A 21,577-nucleotide genomic window follows, 5' to 3' on the forward strand; every position below is an offset into this window, starting at 1 on the left:
GTCATGATGAACCTCTCAAATGGCACTATTCTGGGTACCTTAGTACTTGATCAGGTGATTGAGTATTACGATTTTCCACGACTTTTCCTTTGCCATAATTCGACAGGACAAGCATACATTGGGTTGTCGATATATGACGACGATGATGAGTTTCACTGGATATACATGGCTATTTCCTCTGCTCGCAAATCAACATTTGCGAGAGGAGATTTTTCATTATTGAATGCATTTCAAAATCCTGAATCAGGTTATCTCTTCAAAGTTATCACCTATGCAGACAATCGTACTTCTGAAGTAGAGCTTGTATTACCTGAACAAATATCAAAAGATGACTTACCGGAACCATCCTATAAATTAAAGGGATTTGATCAGGATGTATCCATTGAAATGCCTTCCGTATATGAGATTGCCAATGCAACACATAGAGAGACTTTTGATTATCGTATTTTTGCAGGCCGTAAAAATATTCATGAAGTTCCAGCCCGAAAACTAGGCGAAATTCTGACGGTTACTCAAGAATTAGTTGATGCTTTAGGGCAGGCTGCTGCTGAAAAGACGACTGTTCGTGGGGCTATACCAGTTGAGATTCTCAGTCAAACACGATTAAACGTAACTCACACATTCCAAGGGTCTTTTGGTGTTCAATTTAGTTCATCTGATTACAGTGACTTACTTAACAATTCGCTTATCACTCGTGCGCTAGAAGAGTTTTCTAATATCATTTTGGCTCAGGATTCCGAAGATCTTTTAAGTAATAAATTGCACAGCCTACGCGGTCGAGTTACATCGAAATATCGAAGATTATTAAAAGAACTTGCAGATATTAACTCAGGTCTTTTCTTTGAGTGGGGATCTGTAAATCCTAACTTAGGTGGGAAGTTTGAATTAACATCAACGCAAGTAAAAAATGCTTACACCATTGTTGATCGCATGGAAATTGCCATGGCAGAAGAGATTACAATCACTGGCAAGTTAATTGGGTTCAACTCACGTACTCGTCGTTATGAAATCATGTCTAGTGATGATGGCAGAACTTATGCAGGGAAGGTATTAGAAGAGGCCATATTAGAAATACCTAATCCAGCAATTGGTCAATTTTATGAGGTTGATCTTCGTATGTTAATTGAAACTCAATCGACATCAGGCGATGAGTTAATTCGATGGGTATTAGTTCGTTTAGGGCCGATGCAAGACTAAGTGGTTGACTTTTAAAGCAAGCAAAGTATTAGAAGCATACACATGCTGTAAGTTGAGTTTAGTCTTTGTTATCCACTAATTGGGATTTATATTTCTCATTAAGAGAGACTTCAAAGTCGGCCAAACATTCTCCAAAATCTTTCTTTGTGCATTTACATTCGGGTGCAGCCCATCTTCCAGCACTAGATCACTTTGCCCACTAATCCCATCCAGAAAAAACTGAATAAACGGCGTTTTGTATTTGCCTGATAAATCCAGGTAAACCGCTTTAAACCCATTGGTGTATTTGGGGCCATAATTCGGTGGAATAAACATGCCCAACAAATGGGGGCAGGTCTTGCAAAATCACATTATTGTTAGTTTGTTCACCATGCGTTTACTCATCTGCCCATCATAGTTAAGCTAATTTCCCGATTCTCAAACTTGCTTCAAAAATCGCATTTCTTAAAGTCTCCATACAAGGCGCAAACTCCACACTGAAGCCGTGATGTTGGTCAAGCTGTTGCAGGTAGGCTTGAGCAAGACTCAGTGCCTGTCTCCAGGTTAGCGCGCCAATTTCGCCGCTGATTTCTGCGGTGGTCAATGTGGCTGGGAGTTGTCCGCTACTCGTGGGGGCAAAGGCCATTGGCAGCATGTCGTAAGCGGGGGCGAGTTCGTAGGGTCGTCCGTGGTCACTGATAAACGATAAATTGCCGCTGTGCATATCGGTATTGCCTATCAGTTTGCCAAATGCATATAGTAATTGCGCACCATGTGCGGACTCTGCGGTGATGATTTTTTGTGTTGCCAGGTGTTGGGTAATCACTGGCCAGCTGGCGTTTGCTTTACCTGCAAATTCTGCATCGAGGGCAGCGAGAGAAAATAAGGCGCGGCGGCCGTGTTCGCCTAGGCGGTCAAAGCGTTGTACTTGCAAAAAGCGTTGTGTGTCAGTGTCAATGATCTCAGACTCAGAAGCGGCCACCCCTGCTTGGCGTAATGTTTTTAGCGCCAGGTGTTCTGCTAATAGCAAATCTGCCCAGCGTTGAGTGACCGGGTTTTGTGCAGGTAAACTAAATTTGACCAGTACGTGTTGTGGGCCCTGCGGTGTTTGCACACAGGCAGTGAACTTGGGTTGTTCACCACCCGCAGACGAGCCCGGCATGTCGCCACGGGCTGCTTCCTCGGCGAGACGTAAAAAGTGCTGAGGGCGCTCGGCTTGGGCGATAGGCGTCAGCGTTGTATGGCTTATAAAATTGGCACGTGCGACTGCACCCAATAGAAGATTGCCAGCTAAGTCTTGCCCATGAGCGAGCAAGGCATGCAAGCTATGTGTGTCAGTCCATTCACTCAGTTTATCTGGCAAGCCCAGCGCTGCAGCATGGCGGGCGGCATAGGCGCGGCCAAGAAAACCTTGCGGGCGCATGTCATATAACCACCAGGGTAAGCCATCAAAATGGCTTGCGACACCATCACTTTGCAGCATGACAAATCCTTGTGGTCGAACGGGAATCAGCGTACCTAATGCACTGATTTTACCCTCGCTATCCACGCGATACACTGGAATATCATCAAAGCCACGTGACGTATCGCGAAGTGCATATTGAATAGAGGCAGCAGCACCAAAACGCACCAGCTCTTGATGTATTTGAGATAAAGCGCGTGAAATAGTTGGCTGACTAACCCCAATTAAATCAGCTAGTTGTCTAGCCTTTAGTGGGCCACCGGCTAGATGTAACCGCAGTTCTTGGACGTGGTTAGCCATGGATTGAATAGATAAATGAATAGATTATTGAATGGATATAATATGCGCTACATAATTAAAATACAAATCATTTTAGTGATCGCCTCTGAGACGATGGCGGGCCGAATGGCAGTTTAGTGTGTGTTACTGAGTAACGGTTTGAGTTTCGGCCACACATTCTCCAGTATTTTAGGCTGTGCAATCACATTGGGGTGCAGGCCGTCTTCAATGACCAAATCACTGTGACCGCTCACACCATCCAGAAAAAATGGCACAAAGGGGGTTTTGTAGGTTTGCGATAAATCCAGATAAACTTGCTTAAAGCCGTTTGTGTATTTAGGGCCATAATTTGGTGGAATCAACATCCCCAACAAAACAACGCGTGCATTAACCTGCTTGCAGGCGGCAATCATTTTTTCGAGGTTATTCTTCATGGCATCTGTTGGTAAGCCGCGCAGCCCGTCGTTGGCGCCTAGTTCTATTAACACAATACTGGGTTTAAACTGCTGAATTGCGGCAGGCAAACGGCTGAGGCCGCCCGCAGTGGTTTCACCACTGACGCTGGCGTTGGCAACTTCGTAGGGTAATTGCTTGTCTTTTATTCTTTGCGCTAATAAATTCACCCAACCTTTTTCTTTGGGGATGCCATAGGCGGCGGATAAACTGTCTCCAAACACCAGAATGACAGGTTTGGATGTTGTTTCAGCCAGGGCGGCATCGGCAAAAAATAGAGTAGTGCAAACGCTTAATATCTTGAGAAATCGGAACATCATTAATGCAAAGTCCTTATGCCGTCGAAGCGGTATCGTTAAGTAAATCGGTTGTTAGCAATGATACAACACTCCCTATTTTGACTGGTTTGAATCTGGCCGTGCCGCAGGGTGAGCGGCTGGCGATTATTGGCAGCTCGGGGTCGGGTAAATCGACATTGCTGGGCTTATTGGCTGGATTGGACACAGCAACCAGCGGAAAAGTCCTGATTGCCGGTGAAGATATCGGCGTGATGGATGAAGATGGCCGTGCGGCGATGCGTGCCAGATACATGGGATTTGTCTTTCAATCCTTCCAATTGCTGGGTTCACTGACCGCGTTGGAAAATGTGATGCTGCCTTTGCAGCTGGCGGGCCAGCGGGATGCGCAGGCGATTGCGATAGCGGCACTCGACAGTGTAGGTCTGGCAGCACGGGCCACGCATTACCCAAAACAGTTGTCGGGCGGCGAGCAGCAGCGGGTGGCGATTGCCAGGGCGTTTGCAGCGAAGCCTTCGATTTTATTCGCCGATGAGCCAACCGGTAACCTGGATGTGGCGACCGGTGAGGCGATTATCAAATTGTTATTCGATTTAAACGCCAAGAGCGGCACCACGCTGGTGCTGGTCACGCATGATATGAATCTGGCAAGGCGTTGCCAGCGTGTGTTGAATTTGCAGGGTGGCGTGCTCAGCGAGATCACGATAGCCGACACGCAGGCAGGGGCGCATTAATGCTGGCCTTCTCCATCGCCTGGCGTCAGTGCCGCAGCCTGTGGTCTTCGGGTGAAATCCGCGTATTGCTGTTTGCGCTAATCCTGGCGGTGACGGCAACCACCTCAGTCAGCTTTTTCACGGACCGTATCAAAGCCAGCATGCAAACCCAGGGCAATGTGCTGCTTGGGGCGGATCTGGTGGTGAATTCAGACCATGTTCTCCCGGAAAAATATCTTGCCGAGGCACAGCGGCGCCAATACCAGACCACGCAGGCGCTGGAGTTTTCCAGCATGGTGTTGAAAGACGACAGTAGTGAGCTGGCCGAGATCAAGGCGGTGGAAGCGGGGTTTCCGCTACGGGGACAGTTGAGCATTAGCAGGCAGTCAGTGACTGCGCCGAAAGAATCTCTTTCAACAGAGATCCCTGCTCGCGGAGCAGTGTGGATTGAGCCACGGCTGGCGCAAAAACTTGCACTGAAAATAGGGGACAAGATCAGCGTCGGTGACAGCCAGTTTACGGTCGCGGCCTTTGTATTGCAGGAACCGTCGCGGGGCGGAGATATGTTCAGCATTGCGCCGCGCCTGTTTATGAATAGCGCCGATGTGCCTGCGACGGGCCTAGTCCAGTTTGGTAGCCGGGTGAAATACCAGTTGCTGGTGGCTGCCAATACCGATGGCGCAGCGGTAAATCAGGCTATGGAAGACTACGCCGAATGGCTGAAGCCGCAATTAGCCCGCGGTGAACGGGTAGACGATATCCGCAGCGCGCGCCCGGAAATGCGCAGTGCGCTCAACAAAGCGCAACAATTCCTCGGCATTGCCTCCATGGTCGGCGTGATTCTGGCGATGGTGGCCATGTTGCTGGCGAGTATCCCCTATGTGCAAAAGAGCCTGGATGCGTATGCGCTGATGCGCTGTTTTGGCGTGACCAAAAAGCTGATTACACAGATTTTGCTCTACCAGACATTGCTGTTGGCATTGGTGGGTAGCGTGATCGGGTGTGTGTTGGGGTTTGCCGCGCAATATGGCTTGGCGATACTTGCTGGCCGCCTGTTTCTCGAAACGTTGCCAGCCCCGGGCTGGATGCCCGTCGTCTTGGGTTTCGCCACTGGCTTTGCTACTTTGCTGACGGTGGTGTGGCCGCAATTGCAGCGTTTACGGGCGGTGCCTGCACTGCGTATTTTGCGTCAGGATTTAGAAGGCAATGTGCGCAGCCATGGTCTGATGTTTTTACCCGCATTGCTGGTATTGGCCGGGCTGGTGTTCTGGCATGCGGGGGATATCAAGCTGGCCGGGATTGTATTTGCTGCGCTATTTGGATTGGTCGTGGTGGCTGGTTTGCTGGCTTATGCGGGCATGCGTTTCGTGCAGACGTTCAGTGTGCGAGATTTCGGTGTGATCAAGCTCGGGTTCATGGGCTTAAGACGCCGACCGATGTTGACCATCGCCCAGGTGGTTGGCTTGAGCATGGGCCTGATGGCGATCTTGCTGCTGGCGTTTGTGCGTAATGACCTGCTGAAAAACTGGCAGACCTCGTTACCCGCAGATGCGCCTAATCGCTTTGTCATCAATATCCAGGCCGACCAGATTCCCGGCATCAATGCGCTATTAAGTACGCATGCTATTCAGCATGCCGATATTTTGCCTATGGTGCGCGCAAGGCTGATCTCAGTAAATGGCAAACCTATCAAGATTGAGGATTATAAAGATGACCGCGCCAAGCGTCTGGCTGAGCGGGAGTTTAATTTATCTTGGGCGACAGAAATGCAGGCCGATAACGCACTGGTGGCAGGGCAGTGGTGGCGCGCCGAGGATGCTGGTAAACCGCTGTTGTCGTTAGAGCAAGGGTTGGCTGAAACACTCAATTTAAAGCTGGGCGATAAATTGTCTTACGATGTGGCCGGCACCCAGCTAGAGCTCACCATCACCAGTTTGCGCAAGGTGGAGTGGAACAGCATGCATGTGAATTTCTTCGCGGTGACGCCACCGAAAGTGCTGGATAATTACGCCGCCAATTACCTCACCAGCTTTCACCTGCCAGCGGGCAAAGAAGACGCCCTGAATCAACTGGTCAAAACATTCCCCAATTTAACCATCATCAATGTGGCAGCGGTGCTGGAGCAGATTCAAAGCCTGATCAGCAAAATGAGCTATGCGATTGAATTCGTGTTTGGTTTTAGCCTGCTGGCGGGCCTGGCCGTGTTGTATGCTGCGCTGATGGCGACTCGTGAAGAGCGGGTGCGCGAAAGCACCTTGATGCGGGTGCTGGGCGCTTCCAGAAAGCAGGTGGTGCTGGCCATGCTGGTGGAGTTTTTATGCATAGGCCTATTGGCCAGTATCGTTGCCAATATTTTTACCAATATTGCCGCTTATGCCCTGGCGACGCGGGTGCTGGAGATGGATTATCAGTTCAACGTCTGGCTGACCACTCAGGCCTTGCTGGCGGCGATGGTGCTGGTGCCCTTGTCGGCCTGGCTGGTGGCGCGCAACCAGTTTAACCAGCCGCCCAGAGTCTTGTTGCAAAGTGTTTAAGTCCCTGTGCCTGGATGGATACAGGTTAAAATACGCGCATGATTCCGATTTATCCTGCCAATAGCCTGAAAGATGCGCCGCTTCAAGGCGACATCACGCTGAGCGGACTCTCCAATCCGCCGCCACTTTCGTTGTATATCCATATCCCGTGGTGCGTGCGCAAATGCCCTTATTGCGACTTTAATTCGCACGAAGCACGGCAGGAAATCCCGGAAGCCACTTATGTGGATGCCTTGATTGCTGACCTCGAACAAGCCACGCCACTGGTGTGGGGCCGCAAAATCCGCAGCGTGTTTTTTGGCGGCGGCACGCCCAGCATTTTCTCTGCCGAATCGATTGATAAGATTTTGAGCCATGTGCGTATGCTCACGCCGCTGGAATATGGCGCTGAAGTCACACTTGAAGCCAACCCGGGCACAGTGGATATCGCCAACTTCAAAGGTTACCGCCAGGCGGGGGTGAATCGTGTGTCGCTCGGCATTCAGAGTTTTCAGCCGCAATACCTCAAAGCGCTAGGTCGCATTCATGACCGCGACCAAGCTTTGGCCGCCGCCGAGTTGGCGCTGAATACCTTTGAAAAGGTTAATCTGGATGTGATGTATGCACTACCAGAACAAAGCCTTGAGGATGCATTGAAAGATGCCGAAACCGCCTGCCAGATCAAGCCCGCGCATCTGTCGTTCTATCACCTGACGCTGGAACCCAACACACCATTTCACCGCACGCCACCGAGCTTGCCCGACGACGATACCAGCGCCACCATGCAGGAAGAAATCGAGAAAATACTAGCTGCAAATGGCTACCAGCATTACGAAACCTCCGCGTTTGCCCAGCTTGGTCAGCAGTGTCAGCACAACCTCAACTACTGGACGTTTGGCGATTACCTGGGCATAGGCGCAGGCGCGCATTCCAAACTCAGTTTTCATGACAAGATCATTCGCCAAAGTCGTCACAAGCATCCGAAAAAGTATCTCGAGTCTATCGCCACTGGTCAGATGGTGGATAGTGAATGGCAGATTGGGCGTGAGGACCTGGCGTTTGAATTTATGATGAATGCGTTAAGGCTGGTGGATGGCGTAGAGGCTAGTTTGCTTCAGCAACGGACGGGATTACCATTAAGGACTATTCAGTCGACCTTGCAGGCGGCGCAGCAACAGGGGTTGTTGGCGGAGCAGAGTGGGGTGATAGCACCGACATTGAAAGGGCAGCGGTTTTTGAATGAGTTATTGGGGATGTTTTTGCCATAGTCAGAATTTTTGCTGACTAATAAAGGATCTATTTCGCCTCTTGGCGAGTTACTTTCTGTTGCTTGCCCCACAGAAAGTAACCAAAGAAGAGGGCACCCAGCCATCACGGCCTAACGGCTGCCTTGCGTTGCTCAACAAAGTAAGCGGTCACGAAACTCGCCCTAGCAGCTTGCACATACCGCAAGCTGCCGCGGAGCTCAGACAGTCGCTCCCTTATTTCTTACTTTGTCTCCGCTACTCAGCGTGATGAATGGGATTTGACTCGCCAAACTCACATAGTAGAAATTTGGAGGGTACAAAAAAAATTCTTTTTATTCAATGCACAATCGATGGTGCTCATGGGTTTTCGGGCCCCTATCTGCCGCGCCGAGTAGCGCAGGCAAAATAAGATGGAGCGAGCGGCTGTTCGAATCCCGCGGTGGCCTGCGAAGTGTGCAGGCCGCTAGGATGAGTTTCGCGAGCGCTTATTTTGATGAGCAACGCAGGAAACAAGCGGAAGCTAGGGTGTCTTGTTCTTTGCCTTCTTTCTTATGGACAAGCATAAGAAAGAACGGTCGCCTAAAGGCGAAAAAGAATGTAATGCAAAGGTTACCGCTTAGGCCGTCGCTCTTCCAAAACACCCCAAACCAAACTCAATACCAGCAACAATAGCGCGCTCAATACAATCAACGCCAATTGCGGTGCTTGATAAAGCTTGTTGAGCGGGGTGTTAGCAATCGCTGTCGCATTAGCCTGGTAGGTGTCTACCACATGCGTTTTAACGGCCATGACACGGCGCGTTAAATGATCCACCGAGAAGGAATAGCCTTTAAGTGCCGGTAATTCTGGCAGGTGCACGCTTGGCAGCGACAGCTGAGGCAAATGCCAACCCGAACGGTGTTGTGCGCCTTGCGAGAGTTGCACACTCATTACCAGGCCGGGTGTGACAAAGGTTTGCGGATCGACTTCATCGGCTTTTTTAATGCGGTGGGTGATGGTATGCAGGGTTTGCGCATTGGGTACGGCGATTAATTGCGCAGACTTGGCCGCTTGGTCGGCCTTGAGCAGGATGCCGCGGCTGCGGCTCAGGGTGAGCGATTGCTGCACAAAGCGTTGCTGGAGGACTGGGCTTTGCGGGTAGAGTTTGGCGGCGAGACTGTTGACGCTTTCACCGGGCAGCAAGGGCCAGAGCATGGATTGCTCTTGCTTGGGATTGGCGATGCCAAACGCGGCTTGCACGGGATGGTTAAATAGCCGGAGCATCACGCCGATGACAATCATCAAGCCCGCCATCATCACCAAGTATGATCTGAGATTCCATTGGTGAGGGTGGCGGAGGATCATCAGCGCCCTAACTGTACTCTGGCTTGCGCAATGGCGCGGCGCACTTGTTCTGGGGCGGTGCCGCCAGTGTGATTGCGGCTGGCGACGGAGCCTTCGAGGGTCAGCACACTAAAAACATCATCTGTGATCGTGGTACTGAAGGCTTGTAACTCAGACAGGCTGAATTCGGCCAAGTCGCGGCCAGACTCCACACCCGCTTTGACGGCATGCGCGACGACTTCGTGCGCATCACGGAACGGCATGCCTTTTTTCACCAGGTAATCGGCGAGGTCGGTGGCGGTGGCAAAACCTTCCAGCGCCGCCTGGCGCATATTGTCGGCCTTGACGGTAATGCCACGCAGCATGTCGGCATAAATCTGCAAGGTCACCAGCAGCGTGTCAGCCACATCAAACAGCGGTTCTTTGTCTTCCTGGTTGTCTTTGTTGTAGGCCAGTGGCTGGCCTTTCATCAGAGTCAGCAGCCCGATTAAATGGCCATAGACGCGACCGGTTTTGCCGCGCACCAGTTCTGGCACATCCGGGTTTTTTTTCTGCGGCATGATAGACGAGCCGGTACAGAAGCGGTCGGCAATATCAATAAAGCCGAATCTTGGACTCATCCATAGAATCAGCTCTTCGGAGAAGCGCGACAAGTGCATCATGAGCAACGAGGCCGCGGCATTAAATTCAATCGCGAAGTCGCGGTCAGACACGGCATCGAGCGAGTTCTGGCATACGCTGTCAAATCCCAGCAGTTCGGCCACCAGCTCGCGCTTGATCGGGTAGCTGGTGCCCGCCAGTGCGGCCGCGCCCAAGGGCAGGCGGTTGATCCGCTTGCGAGCATCGGTAAAGCGCTCGGCATCGCGGTTGAGCATTTCAAAATAGGCCATCAGGTGGTGGCCAAAGGTCACCGGTTGCGCGACTTGCAGATGGGTAAAGCCAGGCATGATGGTGGCAGCGTTCTGTTCGGCCAAATCTAGCAATGATGTTTGCAGGGCGCGGATACCGGCAATCGCGTCATCGACCACGCTACGCAACCACAGCCGCACATCGGTGGCAACTTGGTCATTGCGTGAACGGCCGGTGTGCAGGCGTTTGCCAGCATCGCCGATTTTCTCGGTCAGGCGTTTTTCGATATTCAGGTGTACGTCTTCAAGATCAAGCAGCCATTCAAATTGGCCTGCTTCAATCTCCGCCAGAATTTCGCCCAGGCCGCGTTTGATCTCTTCTACATCTTGCGCCGAAATGATGCCTTGCGCGCCGAGCATGATGGCGTGGGCAATCGAGCCTTCAATATCAAACCTGGCCAGGCGTTTGTCAAAATCGACCGAGGCGGTATAACGCTTGACCAGCTCTGCCACCGGCTCATTGAAGCGGCCGGACCAGGCTTGGTCTTTTTGATGCAAAGAAGACTGGGTTGTCGGTTTGGGTGCGGTCAAAACAAATTCTTTCTGCCAATAAGGCTGGCTTGCGCGATAGACGCTGAATACTTATGATGCTGGAGCCACATTATAAATGAACATCACGCTGTGCGTAAAACTAGCCGCATTCCCAATTTCCGCAATCTGGGCATACACTTACGTGTACTGTTGCTGCATTTGTGTTTGCTGGCCTTGCTGGTGGTCTACGATGGACAGCCGGACGGAAGTATTAGCGCCTGGGTAAACGCACTGACGCAGATCAGTAGTCAGTGGCTGCCGCCATTGTTGCTGGTGATGGGGGCGCTGACCCTGGCTTATCCGTGGATGAGCCGCTGGGCGTATCGCCCGGCCCTGGCAGGGATTGTGCTGCTGGCGGTTGGCCTGACCGCATTGGCCACGGAAGGCTACCATGTGTGGATTGTCCCTTTGCGTGCCGCGCAATGGTGTCAGGTGCTGTTGCTCTCTGCCTCCGATGTCCTGCTGTGCCTGTATTACCTCGACCTGTTGCAGCGGGCCTATTCGCCCGCCATCGCCGAGGCCCGGTTGCAGGCCTTGCAGGCGCGCATTCGCCCGCATTTTTTGTTTAATAGCCTGAATGCAGCTTTGTCATTGATCCGCAGCCAGCCGCAGCGTGCTGAAACGGCGCTGGAGGATATGGCTGAACTATTCCGCGTGCTAATGGCGGATAACCGTGACCTGGTGCCGTTGTCGCAAGAAATTGCCTTGTGTCATCAATACCTCAATATCGAAAAACTGCGTCTGGATGAACGGCTGCAATGTGACTGGCAATTGTCTGAGGTGCCACCGGAGATGATGATTCCGCCGCTGATTTTGCAGCCTTTGCTTGAGAATGCCATTTATCATGGCATTGAGCCGCAGCCGCAAGGCGGCGTGGTGCATATTGAGATCAAACCCAGCGGCAAAAGCTTGCTGTTAAGGATAAGCAACCCGCTTCCCCCGCCAAGCAACCGGGCGAGTGGCAATAAAATGGCGCTCAAGAACATTCGTGAACGCCTGCGCTTGCATTACGACCTTGAGGCGCAATTGCGTCAGTACGAAGCGGATCAACGCTATATCGTTGAAATCGTCATCCCGACCCGGCCCTTGTCCGAGGTGGTACATGGCTAGCCAGCGACTGTTGATTGTAGACGACGAGCCCTTGGCCAGGCAGCGCTTGCGCGACCTGGTGGGGGATATCGGTGGTTATGAGATCGTTGGTGAGGCAGCCAATGGCGTGGAGGCATTATCCCTGTTGCAGCAACACGCTGCCGAGATTGTGCTGGTGGATATTCGCATGCCCGTGATGGATGGCATTGAGCTGGCCCAGCATTTGCGTGGCCTGGCAACGCCGCCCAAACTGATTTTTACCACGGCTTATGACCATTATGCGCTGCAAGCCTTTGATCTCAATGCGATTGATTATTTGCTGAAACCGATTCGAAGTGAGCGCCTGGCAACGGCCTTGGCCAAAGCGCAGCCTTTGCCAGCGGCGCAGTCACAAGCATTGCAGCCTTTGCAGCAAACCCATGATCATTTAAGCATCCACGAACGTGGCAAAATCATGCTGGTGCCCATCGCCGAGGTGCTTTATTTGCGCGCTGAGCTTAAATACATCACCGTGCGCACGCGCGAAAAAAGTTATTTACTCGAGGGCTCGCTCACACAGTTGGAGCAAAGTTATCCCGATCTGTTCGTCCGTATACACCGCAACGCACTGGTGGCACGCGCAGCCATCAGCGGCTTTGAAAAACAACGCATGGCCGAGGGCGATGAGGCGGGCGAGGCAGCCTGGGTGGTCTTGCTTAAGGGTATTCCCGAGACCCTGATGGTCAGCCGCCGTCACCAGCACATTATTAAGGCCACTTAAGGTAGTGGCCCTATGCCGCTATTTTTTCTTCTGTTGCGCCTGGTCTATCACTTTTGCGGCCCAATCACGGCCACCCAGACCAAAGGCGATGGCTAGCGCTAAAAACACCGCGCCAAACACAATCACAAATAATGAATGTATCAGCTGCATGCCGATGCCTAATTGCTCCAATGCGATGAAAATCGCCAGGATCTGGATGCAATACTCGGCCGAAGTGCTGATCACTAGCGCCTGGTCAAATTTGATGCTGTGCAGCCAGGCAAAAACCAGACGATTGATAAAGCGGGCAAATAGCGTCCCAAAGATCACGACCAAAATCGCCACAATGATGTGTGGCAGATAGCTGGCCAGTTCTTTTAACAGGGCGGCCACTTCGCTCAGACCCAGCGAATTGGCACCGGTAATGACAAACAGCAGAATCACCAGCCAATACACGACCTGGCTGATAATGCCGCTCAGGCTCACTTTGTAATTGGCGCTACGCATAAAGGCTTCCAGGCCTGACTTTTGCGCAAAGGTATCAAAATGCGAGAGTTCCAGAATGCGCTTTACGCCCAAGCGGACTGCTTTGGCTACCAGCCAGCCAAAAAACAGGATCACCATGGCCGCCAGTAATTTGGGCACAAAATGTACGAGTTCGATCCAGAATTGATTGAGAGAAGAAAGAAAAATTTCGATTTGGTACTGCATGAGTAGTCCTCCTCTTTATGTTTAAAAGCATGACTTTTATCGCCACTTGAGGTGTTTGCCGAATGCTCAGCATAACTCAATCCGACTCCCTTGTGGCTCAAAGGTTCATCTCCGCTGCTTGCGCGGCTATCTGGACATGCCGTGTTAAAATGCGCAGCTTAATCCAGCTAACTTCATCACAGGTTATTCATTTTGAGCACACTGAACTCTCCCGCCAAGTTGGTCATTGCCTCCCGCGAAAGCGCACTTGCCATGTGGCAGGCCAAGCACATCCAGGCCAGATTACAGGCCTTGTATCCACAATGTGACGTCAGTATTTTGGGCATGACGACCATGGGAGATCAGATTCTGGATTCGCCGTTATCGAGAATTGGCGGTAAAGGCCTGTTTGTCAAAGAGCTTGAAAACGCGCTGGCAGATGGCCGTGCCGATTTGGCTGTGCACAGCATGAAAGATGTGCCCATGCACTTGCCAGAGGGCTTTACGCTGGTGGCAACGGGCGAGCGCGAGGACCCGCGCGATGCGTTTGTGTCCAATGATTATGCCCGTCTGGAAGATCTGCCCGCTGGCAGTGTGGTGGGCACCTCCAGTTTGCGCAGACAAAGCCAGTTACAGGCGCGTTTTCCCACGCTTAAGATTGAATCCTTGCGCGGTAATCTGCAAACCAGGTTACGCAAGCTGGACGAAGGCCAATATGCCGCGATTATTCTGGCGGCGGCTGGATTGATCCGTCTCGAATTGGGTCATCGCATCCGCCAGTTTATTTCTCCGCAAGAGAGCATTCCGGCAGTGGGTCAGGGTGCCTTGGGCATTGAGATCAATGCCGCGCGGACGGATTTGAAAACCATTCTGGCACCGCTTAATCACTCCGACACCGAGCTTTGCGTGCTGGCCGAGCGTGGCTTTAGCCGCGCATTGGCGGGGAGTTGCACGGTGCCGCTGGGCGCTTATGCCACCAAGCAAAATGACACCATCACCATGCAGGGATTTGTCGCCAGCGTGGATGGCCAGCAAATGCTGAAAGAGACCGTCACGGGACCCGCAGCAGACGCTGAAAAACTGGGTCAGCAACTGGCCCTGCAATTGGTGGCGCGCGGTGCAGACAAGATTTTGGCATTGCTGGATGGCGTAAAATGACCCTGCCGTTGGCCGGACGCTGGATTGCCGTCACGCGCCCCCCCGAGCAAGCGACCAAGCTAACGGCCGCCATCGAGGCCGCCGGCGGTGCGGTGATCTCGTTTCCGCTGCTGGATATTCAGGCATTGCCTGATCTCAGTGGCTTTGATCAAGCCATCACGCCCTTGGCCCAGTTTGACTGGGTCATTTTTATCAGCAGCAATGCCGTGCAGCATGGCATGCCTTTACTGCAGCAGGCAGGCATCCCACCCAGCCTCAAGTTTGCCGCGATTGGCCCGACCACGGCCGCCAGTTTGCAGGCGTTTGGCATCCCACAAGTGCTGACACCGCAAGACCGGTTTGATAGTGAGTCGCTGCTGGCATTGGAGGCCTTCCAGGCAATGTCAGCGCAACGCGTGTTGATTGTGCGCGGGGTGGGCGGGCGTGAAGTGCTGGCCGAGACCTTGAAACAACGCGGGGCCGAAGTGGTGTTTGGCGAATGCTACCGCCGCGTCAATCCGCAAAGCAGTGCACAAGTGCTGGCGCAGGCCTATGCCCTAGGCCAGCTGCATGGCATTGTCGTTACCAGCAGTGAAGCCTTACGCTTTTTGCTTGACCTGGCGCAGGATGCAGCCTGGCTGCAAGCCACGCCGTTGTTTGTTAACCACGCCCGTATCGCCGAGCAGGCGAGCACGGCGGGTTTGACGGTTTACTGCAGTGGTGTTTCCGGGGATAGCGCCATGCTGGCGTTATTGCAAAACCATCTTCAGGCTTAAAGTGCCTTTCCGCACTGGCGGATTAACAGGCTCTGCGTCTTAACGCTAACAAGCCCAGCCCTAGCAATAACATTGCGCCTGTGTTTGCCTCCGGGACGGATGAAACCGCGATTGGATTATTAGTCAGTGTGGCAGAGGTAATCTTGACATCGCCTGCATTGATAACGATTTGACCATTACCTTGAATTCTATTCAAGACGCTGCTGCTTGCGTCTGGCATGTTGAAGTGAATCAAGCCGCCAGGGTTGAGCGTCACGTCAAAAGGTTTCCAGTCAATGATCGGGTGCACTGGGCCTTGATTGATCACCACTTGCCCACCAATTTTGCCATCGTTTTGAACAGCTTTAATGGACACTGTGCTCGCAACCTGAATGCCGCCTTGGATCGTCGAAAACGAAATCTCTGGTGCATTCAGATTTAGGTTTTCAAGCAGTAAATCGCCGTCTGCGCGAATAAAGATACTGTCGTCAGAGTTTATCCAGCCGCCATTTAGAGTCAAATTGCCTGCACAGCTGAGCGAGGCGCCAGCGAGTGATGAAATCGACAACGCACCACTGCAGCTAGTGCTGGCAAGGTTGATCACGGTATTGGCATGCGCCGCCACAGGTAGTGCTGCCATCAATGAAAAAAGTGCGGCGTATCGTCCCATTTTTATTCCCTGAATTATTTATGTTTAAATGTTTTAACATAGTGTAATGGCCTCTGTTTTGCGGTAAATGATGATTTAATGAAAACCGGATTAGGGCGGGGACTAAATATTTTGCGGTCAGCGCTTGACAAAATAAACTAAATAACTAATTATTTAGTTATATGAAAACAGTCACTCACATTCCAGAAGCCTGGACAGACATTTCGGCCCTCTTTGAGGCGCTGGGGGATGCGCACAGACAACGGATTTTGCTATCGTTTGAAAAAAACGAGCGGTTGACCATCCTGCAGATTGTGGAAAGCTCTCAATTAAGCCGCACAGCCGTCACCCACCATCTCAAGGTACTGGAGCGTGGTGGCGCGTTACAGAGTGAAAAAATCGGGCGCGAAGTCTTTTTCTGGGTCAATAAAGCGTTCATGCAACAAGCACTGGGAAATGTGCTGGACTATATAAAAAACGAAATATAAAAGGGTAGGAAGTGAATATGCTAGTCAGTTTATTAAGGGGTGTCTGTCGTTTATTGTTCAGGGTGCGTGTTACCGGCCTGGCAAATGTACCAAACGAAGACCGGTTGTTGATTATTGCCAACCACGAATCTTTTCTGGACGGCCTGTTGCTTGGCCTGTTTCTACCCAAGCGGGCCACTTTTGTCGTGCATACCGGGGTTCTAAAGCACTTTTTCTTCCGGCTATGGCTCAAGATGACACCGCATTTGTCGGTGGACCCTGCCAGCCCGCTGGCGATGAAAAAAGTCATTCAGCGGCTGAATGCCGGTGAAAATGTGGTGATTTTTCCTGAAGGCCGCATCACGCTGACGGGGGCCTTGATGAAGGTGTATGACGGCCCTGGTTTTGTCGCGGCAAAAACCGGCGTCAAGATTTTGCCCGTGAGGGTAGAGGGGGCGGCGCAGTCATATTTTGGCCGCTTGTCAGATGCGCATCCACGCAAGCTGTTGCCTAAAGTCACCTTGACCATTTTACCGCCCACCCAGATTCAGATTGAGCCGCACGGGCATCACGCGCCGTTGACGGCCAAGCAGCGCCGCCGCATAGCTGGTGAAGCCATGCGCAATATCATGCAGCACATGCTGTTCAAGACGCAGCGCAGCACCACCCTGTTTGAAGCCATGCTGGATGCCATGGATAAATATGGTGCCAAAACGCGCATCATCGAAGACATGAACCAGATCGAAGAGACGTATCAGGAAGTGCTCAAACGCAGCCTGGCGCTGGGCCGCATTGCCACCAAAGTCAGTCAGCGGGATGAGGCGGTTGGCGTGCTGATGCCGAATATCACCAATACGCTGGCTTTGCTATTAGGGATGACCGCGTTTAGACGTGTCCCGGCCATGCTCAATTACACCGCAGGGGCAGAGGGCATGCGTAACGCCTGTATTGCCGCCAATGTCCGCACCATTATCAGTTCGCGCAAGTTTATTGAAGCCGCCAAGCTTGAAGACACCATCGCCAAAATGCGTGATCTGAATATTGTGTATCTTGAAGACTTGCGTGCCCAGTTTGGCATGCTGGATCGCGCCTGGCTCATGGGCTATGCCTTGCATTATCCGCGTGCCGCCATGGAGCCCGCGACAGAAAACGACACCGCAGTCATCCTGTTTACTTCCGGCTCCGAGGGCAAGCCCAAAGGCGTGGTGCATAACCATAAAAGTATTGTGGCGAATACGCACCAGATTCTGGCCATGCTGGATTTCAATCCTACTGATAAATTCATGATGGCATTGCCACTGTTTCATGCCTTTGGCTTTACCGGCACCTTGTTGCCTTTCCTGAATGGCATCCCGATTTTGCTGTTCCCGTCGCCCTTGCAATATAAATTGATCCCGGAAGTGATTTATGACAAGGGCTGCACCGTGTTTTTCTCTACCAGCACCTTTCTGGGCAACTATGCGAAGTTTGCGCACCCCTATGATTTTTACAAATTGCGCGTGGTGTTTGCCGGGGCTGAAAAACTCAATGAAGAAGTGCGCAAAATCTATCACGAAAAATTTGGCATCCGCATCCTCGAAGGCTATGGCACGACCGAATGTGCCCCAGTACTCGCGGCAAATACGCCCATGGCGAACCGCCATGGCACGGTAGGCCAGTTTTTCCCGGGAATCGAATACCGTTTGGAGCCGGTGCCAGGCATCGACAAAGGCGGCTTGCTCTATGTAAAGGGCGACAACATCATGCAGGGCTACTATCTGTATGACCAGCCTGGCGTCCTGGTTTCGCCCAAGGATGGCTGGTATGAAACCGGCGATGTGGTAGAGGTCGATACCGAGGGGTTTATCCACATCAAGGGCCGGGTGAAACGCTTTGCCAAAGTGGCCGGTGAAATGGTCTCGCTCGAAGTCGTCGAGAAAATCGCCCATACCGCCGCACCCGAGCATCAGCATGCCGCGACGACAGTCGCCGATGCCAGCCGTGGCGAGAATATCGTGCTGTTCACCACCGATGCCAGACTCAAGCGTGAGGATTTGCAGATTGTGGCGAAAAACCTTGGCTCCCCAGAAATCGCCATTGCCCGTAAATTGGTGGTGGTGGAGCAGATTCCGGTATTGGGTACGGGTAAAACTGACTACGTCACCCTCAAACAAATGGCGGAAAAAGCGGCATGAAGAGTCCTTTCCAATTACTAAGCCAGCAACGGTTTGGCCCTTTTTTCTGGACGCAGGGTCTGGGGGCGTTTAATGACAATGTGTTTAAAACCGCATTGATTACCCAGGTGGCGTTTAATACGGCCAGCCTGACCACCCTGGATGGCAAGATGCTGGCGACTTTGTTGCCCGGCCTGTTTATTCTGCCGTTTTTCCTGTTTTCGGCGTCGGCCGGGCAATTGGCGGATAAATACGAAAAGTCGCAGTTGATTCGCTGGGTAAAACTATTGGAGATTGGCATCATGCTGTTTGCGGGCATCGGCTTTTTAAGCAGCAGCCTGGTGATGCTGGCCCTGGCCCTGTTTTTAATGGGGGTACATTCAACCTTGTTTGGTCCAGTGAAATATTCCTACCTGCCGCAACATTTGCAAGTGAACGAGTTGACCGCGGGCAATGGCCTGGTCGAGATGGGCAGTTTTGTCGCCATTTTGCTGGGGCAGGTATTGGGGGCATGGTTAGGCAGTTTGGAGCAACATGCCTTGTTCACCAGCTTGAGTGTGCTGTTGATTGCGATTTCTGGCTATCACTTGAGCCGCAGCATTCCGCTTTCTCCGCCACCGGTGCCCGAGATCCAGGTGAACTGGAACCTCGTGACCGAGACCATCAAGAACGTACGGACCTTTTGGGCGCAGCAAACGTTGTGGGTCGCGATTGTTGCGATCTCCTGGTTCTGGTTTTTTGGCGCGACCTTGCTGGCGCAATTTCCCAACCTGGCCAAGCATGTATTGCAGGGCACGGAGCGTGACTTTATCAGTCTGTTATCGATCTTTTCGGTGGGGGTAGGCGTCGGTTCTGTCTGGTGTGAAAAGCTCTCCAAAGGCAAACAGGAGCTAGGCTTAGTCATGCTGGGGGCGGCTGGCATGTCTGTGTTTGCCTGGGATTTTGCCCAGGTGACTGGTGATATCCAGCAACAGTTATTGGCACATCCGGGCCTGACTTTGCATCGCTTGCCTGGCTGGAGCGATGAGCGCATGTTGCTGGATGTGGCCTTGCTCGGCATTTGTGGCGGTTTGTATATTGTGCCCTTGTACGTGTTGCTACAGAGTCGCGCGCAACCAGGCTATCAATCCCGTGTGATTGCGTCTAACAACATCATGAATGCACTGTTTATGGTGCTCTCTGCCGGATTTTCAGTCTTGCTGTTTGGCATGGGTGTCAGCATCCCGCAGTTGTTTGGTATCACGGCCATGCTCAATGTGCTGGTGGCAATTTATTTGTGCTGGCGCCAGCCGGAATATTGGGTCAGTGTGTGCAATTACTTGCGTGTTTGGGGGCGATAGCATGCGGCGTATGGTTGGGGTCGGATTTGGATTCGGCATCGGCTTGATGTCGTCGTTTGTTCATGCGGAGTCCGAAGTGGATAAATTAGGACCCTATGCCAACACGCAATTTCAAACGATGCGGGGGGCTTGCCAGCACTGCCAGACGTTGCCGCAAACCTTATGGTATTTCCGCCATGAGACGTTTTCTGTCCCGGCTGATGGCGAGCCAGTAACACGCATCGACACCCAGATGCGTGGAGTCGAGGATAGTGCGGCACTCAATCCTGTGGCTTTACCGTCACTGGTCTGGACCGGCGCAACTCAACGCTGGTCAGAAATGACGTTAACCGCTGCAGGCAGTTCGGTCTCAACCGCAACAGGCGAGCGCTTCCATTTTAAATTGGTGCCCAAACTTGCCAGTAACCGATCTTACTGGAATGCGGATACGAGTGCTTATTTCAGCCAGTCCAAACTGTGGATACGCGGCGAGTTAGAGGGCGAGACCTTGACGGCGCGCACCGTATGGCCACATGCGTTTAAGCTTGATTTAACCGCTGACCCGCAACCGTTGCAAAAGGATGAAACCTTGCAATCCCTGGTACAGTTTGCCAACGGGGGTGCCCGCAGCCCCTATCAAAGCCGGCTGTTATGGGAGAGGTCACCAGGCCTGGCGCAACAGTCGTCAGGCAAAACAGCCGTCGGCATTTTGCTCAATGGTGCCCAGGGCGATGATGATGAGGCCCATGGCGGTCACTTTGCCCTGGCTACCGGGATCGTCGGTGCGCAAGGCGAATATGCAAACTGGCTGGTCAATAACTACTATAACCTGGCCATCAATAGTGAAAAGGGCGTCATTGCCGGGGTCACGCCTTTCGATAAATACATGGGCGACCTCAATAGTGGGCAGGCATTTTACCGGCCATCCTATATGCTGGTGGCGGTGTTCAGTCAGACGACGATTCCCCAGCAAGTTCAGGCATTGAATAACCGGGTCATGCAGCATTTTTACCACAATGACTTTGTATATGATCACGCCAGGGATAACTGTGCTGGCATCAGCATAGATACTTTACGCCAACTGGGCTGGCAAGTGCCCCGGCGTGGAGTCGAGAGCCTGCTCAAGGCCAGTGCCGCTTACTGGTATGTGGCTGCCACGCAGCAGAGTCTGCAAAAAGGCCGTGCCATTTATGATTACCTGAATACTGAAATGACTCGGCTGTTTCCTGCGGTAGCATTTGACGCCATCGGGCATGACCTGCTCAATATGGCTCAAACTGGTGACCGGTCCACATTAACTTCACCTCGTATGGCGCCTCTGGCCGATCAGCTTGAAGCGATTTACTTTGTACGTATTCCGCAAATTCCATCCAGCCGTGAGTTTGGTCTCGCGCCTGTATATAGCTTTGCCCAGTATCTGCAACAAGCGCCAGCGGATCGTAGCCAATGGAAAGTGATTCCAGTGACGCCAAACCGGTTGCCGGCGTCTTTAAAAGAGGGGCTTGCGCGTCAGCCGCAAGCTGTGAGTCTGATTCCATTGCCTGCAATCCTATGTTTGCTTAGTGTGATCGGGGTCTTGGTGCTGTTGGGCATGCAGATGGTGAGATGGCTAAAACACAGAAAACGTTAAGGCATCCAAGGGCAGCTGGCCTGGCTAATGCGTGTATAGGCCATGGGC

The 21,577-nt window shown here is 52.3% G+C and carries 18 protein-coding genes; 12 read left to right on the forward strand and 6 right to left on the reverse strand.

The window, feature by feature from the left end:
• Positions 1–3: 3 nt before the first annotated feature.
• Entirely contained in the window at positions 4–1,197 is a 1,194-nt protein-coding gene (locus ACT53C_RS03600; RefSeq protein WP_476144829.1) for a DUF6575 domain-containing protein, read from the forward strand.
• 397 nt (positions 1,198–1,594) lie between these two features.
• Here ACT53C_RS03600 and yjjJ read toward each other — a convergent pair whose 3' ends face one another.
• Both yjjJ and ACT53C_RS03610 read right to left on the reverse strand, forming a co-directional pair.
• Positions 1,595–2,938, reverse strand: coding sequence for a type II toxin-antitoxin system HipA family toxin YjjJ (gene yjjJ / locus ACT53C_RS03605; RefSeq protein WP_476144830.1), 1,344 nt, complete (start codon positions 2,936–2,938; stop codon positions 1,595–1,597).
• Positions 2,939–3,051: 113 nt separating this feature from the next.
• On the reverse strand, positions 3,052–3,690 hold the full coding sequence (locus ACT53C_RS03610; protein WP_476144831.1) for an arylesterase: 639 nt from the start codon (positions 3,688–3,690) through the stop codon (positions 3,052–3,054).
• A 2-nt stretch (positions 3,691–3,692) separates the two neighbouring features.
• Between ACT53C_RS03610 and ACT53C_RS03615 the strand changes: the two genes are divergently transcribed.
• Genes ACT53C_RS03615 through hemW form a run of 3 tightly spaced genes read left to right on the forward strand, consistent with a single transcriptional unit; the run spans position 3,693 to position 8,160 of the window.
• Positions 3,693–4,400, forward strand: coding sequence for an ABC transporter ATP-binding protein (locus ACT53C_RS03615; RefSeq protein ID WP_476144832.1), 708 nt, complete (start codon positions 3,693–3,695; stop codon positions 4,398–4,400).
• On the forward strand, positions 4,400–6,913 hold the full coding sequence (locus tag ACT53C_RS03620; RefSeq protein ID WP_476144833.1) for an ABC transporter permease: 2,514 nt from the start codon (positions 4,400–4,402) through the stop codon (positions 6,911–6,913). Before ACT53C_RS03615 ends, ACT53C_RS03620 begins: the two co-directional genes overlap by 1 nt.
• Positions 6,914–6,951: 38 nt before the next feature.
• The gene (gene hemW / locus ACT53C_RS03625) at positions 6,952–8,160 is read left to right on the forward strand and encodes a radical SAM family heme chaperone HemW (RefSeq protein WP_476144834.1); all 1,209 of its coding nucleotides are present in this window, start codon (positions 6,952–6,954) and stop codon (positions 8,158–8,160) included.
• Between the two features lie 588 nt (positions 8,161–8,748).
• Here hemW and ACT53C_RS03630 read toward each other — a convergent pair.
• A complete protein-coding gene (locus ACT53C_RS03630; protein WP_476144937.1) occupies positions 8,749–9,420 on the reverse strand; it encodes a hypothetical protein in 672 nt (223 codons plus the stop codon).
• 62 nt (positions 9,421–9,482) lie between these two features.
• Positions 9,483–10,901, reverse strand: coding sequence for an argininosuccinate lyase (gene argH, locus ACT53C_RS03635; RefSeq protein WP_476144835.1), 1,419 nt, complete (start codon positions 10,899–10,901; stop codon positions 9,483–9,485).
• A 90-nt stretch (positions 10,902–10,991) separates the two neighbouring features.
• On the opposite strand from argH, the gene ACT53C_RS03640 reads away from it, so the two are divergent.
• Positions 10,992–12,011, forward strand: coding sequence for a sensor histidine kinase (locus ACT53C_RS03640; protein WP_476144836.1), 1,020 nt, complete (start codon positions 10,992–10,994; stop codon positions 12,009–12,011).
• Entirely contained in the window at positions 12,004–12,750 is a 747-nt protein-coding gene (locus tag ACT53C_RS03645) for a LytR/AlgR family response regulator transcription factor (RefSeq protein ID WP_476144837.1), read from the forward strand. Before ACT53C_RS03640 ends, ACT53C_RS03645 begins: the two co-directional genes overlap by 8 nt.
• Positions 12,751–12,768: 18 nt before the next feature.
• Here ACT53C_RS03645 and ACT53C_RS03650 read toward each other — a convergent pair whose 3' ends face one another.
• A complete protein-coding gene (locus ACT53C_RS03650) occupies positions 12,769–13,440 on the reverse strand; it encodes a mechanosensitive ion channel family protein (protein ID WP_194749073.1) in 672 nt (223 codons plus the stop codon).
• 201 nt (positions 13,441–13,641) lie between these two features.
• On the opposite strand from ACT53C_RS03650, the gene hemC reads away from it, so the two are divergent.
• Together hemC and ACT53C_RS03660 are read left to right on the forward strand one after the other, a co-directional pair.
• Positions 13,642–14,577, forward strand: coding sequence for a hydroxymethylbilane synthase (hemC, locus tag ACT53C_RS03655; RefSeq protein ID WP_476144939.1), 936 nt, complete (start codon positions 13,642–13,644; stop codon positions 14,575–14,577).
• Positions 14,574–15,332, forward strand: a complete 759-nt coding sequence (locus ACT53C_RS03660) for a uroporphyrinogen-III synthase (RefSeq protein ID WP_313984531.1) — start codon at positions 14,574–14,576, stop codon at positions 15,330–15,332. The genes hemC and ACT53C_RS03660 overlap by 4 nt, the downstream gene beginning before the upstream one ends.
• A gap of 22 nt (positions 15,333–15,354) precedes the next feature.
• Here the strand turns inward: ACT53C_RS03660 and ACT53C_RS03665 are convergent, their stop codons facing one another.
• Complete coding sequence (locus ACT53C_RS03665; RefSeq protein WP_476144838.1) at positions 15,355–15,981, reverse strand: PEP-CTERM sorting domain-containing protein; 627 nt, start codon at positions 15,979–15,981, stop codon at positions 15,355–15,357.
• Between the two features lie 161 nt (positions 15,982–16,142).
• Here ACT53C_RS03665 and ACT53C_RS03670 point away from each other — a divergent pair, with 161 nt between their 5' ends.
• Genes ACT53C_RS03670 through ACT53C_RS03685 form a run of 4 tightly spaced genes read left to right on the forward strand, consistent with a single transcriptional unit; the run spans position 16,143 to position 21,529 of the window.
• Positions 16,143–16,448, forward strand: coding sequence for an ArsR/SmtB family transcription factor (locus tag ACT53C_RS03670; protein WP_379073986.1), 306 nt, complete (start codon positions 16,143–16,145; stop codon positions 16,446–16,448).
• Between the two features lie 17 nt (positions 16,449–16,465).
• Complete coding sequence (gene aas, locus ACT53C_RS03675; protein WP_476144839.1) at positions 16,466–18,601, forward strand: bifunctional acyl-ACP--phospholipid O-acyltransferase/long-chain-fatty-acid--ACP ligase; 2,136 nt, start codon at positions 16,466–16,468, stop codon at positions 18,599–18,601.
• On the forward strand, positions 18,598–19,920 hold the full coding sequence (locus ACT53C_RS03680; protein ID WP_476144840.1) for an MFS transporter: 1,323 nt from the start codon (positions 18,598–18,600) through the stop codon (positions 19,918–19,920). The genes aas and ACT53C_RS03680 overlap by 4 nt, the downstream gene beginning before the upstream one ends.
• A gap of 1 nt (position 19,921) precedes the next feature.
• Positions 19,922–21,529 carry a hypothetical protein gene (locus ACT53C_RS03685; RefSeq protein WP_194749067.1) on the forward strand — a complete coding sequence of 536 codons (1,608 nt, stop codon included), beginning with the start codon at positions 19,922–19,924 and terminating at the stop codon, positions 21,527–21,529.
• Positions 21,530–21,577: the final 48 nt, after the last annotated feature.

It is taken from the genome of Methylophilus sp. DMC14 (assembly GCF_056314085.1).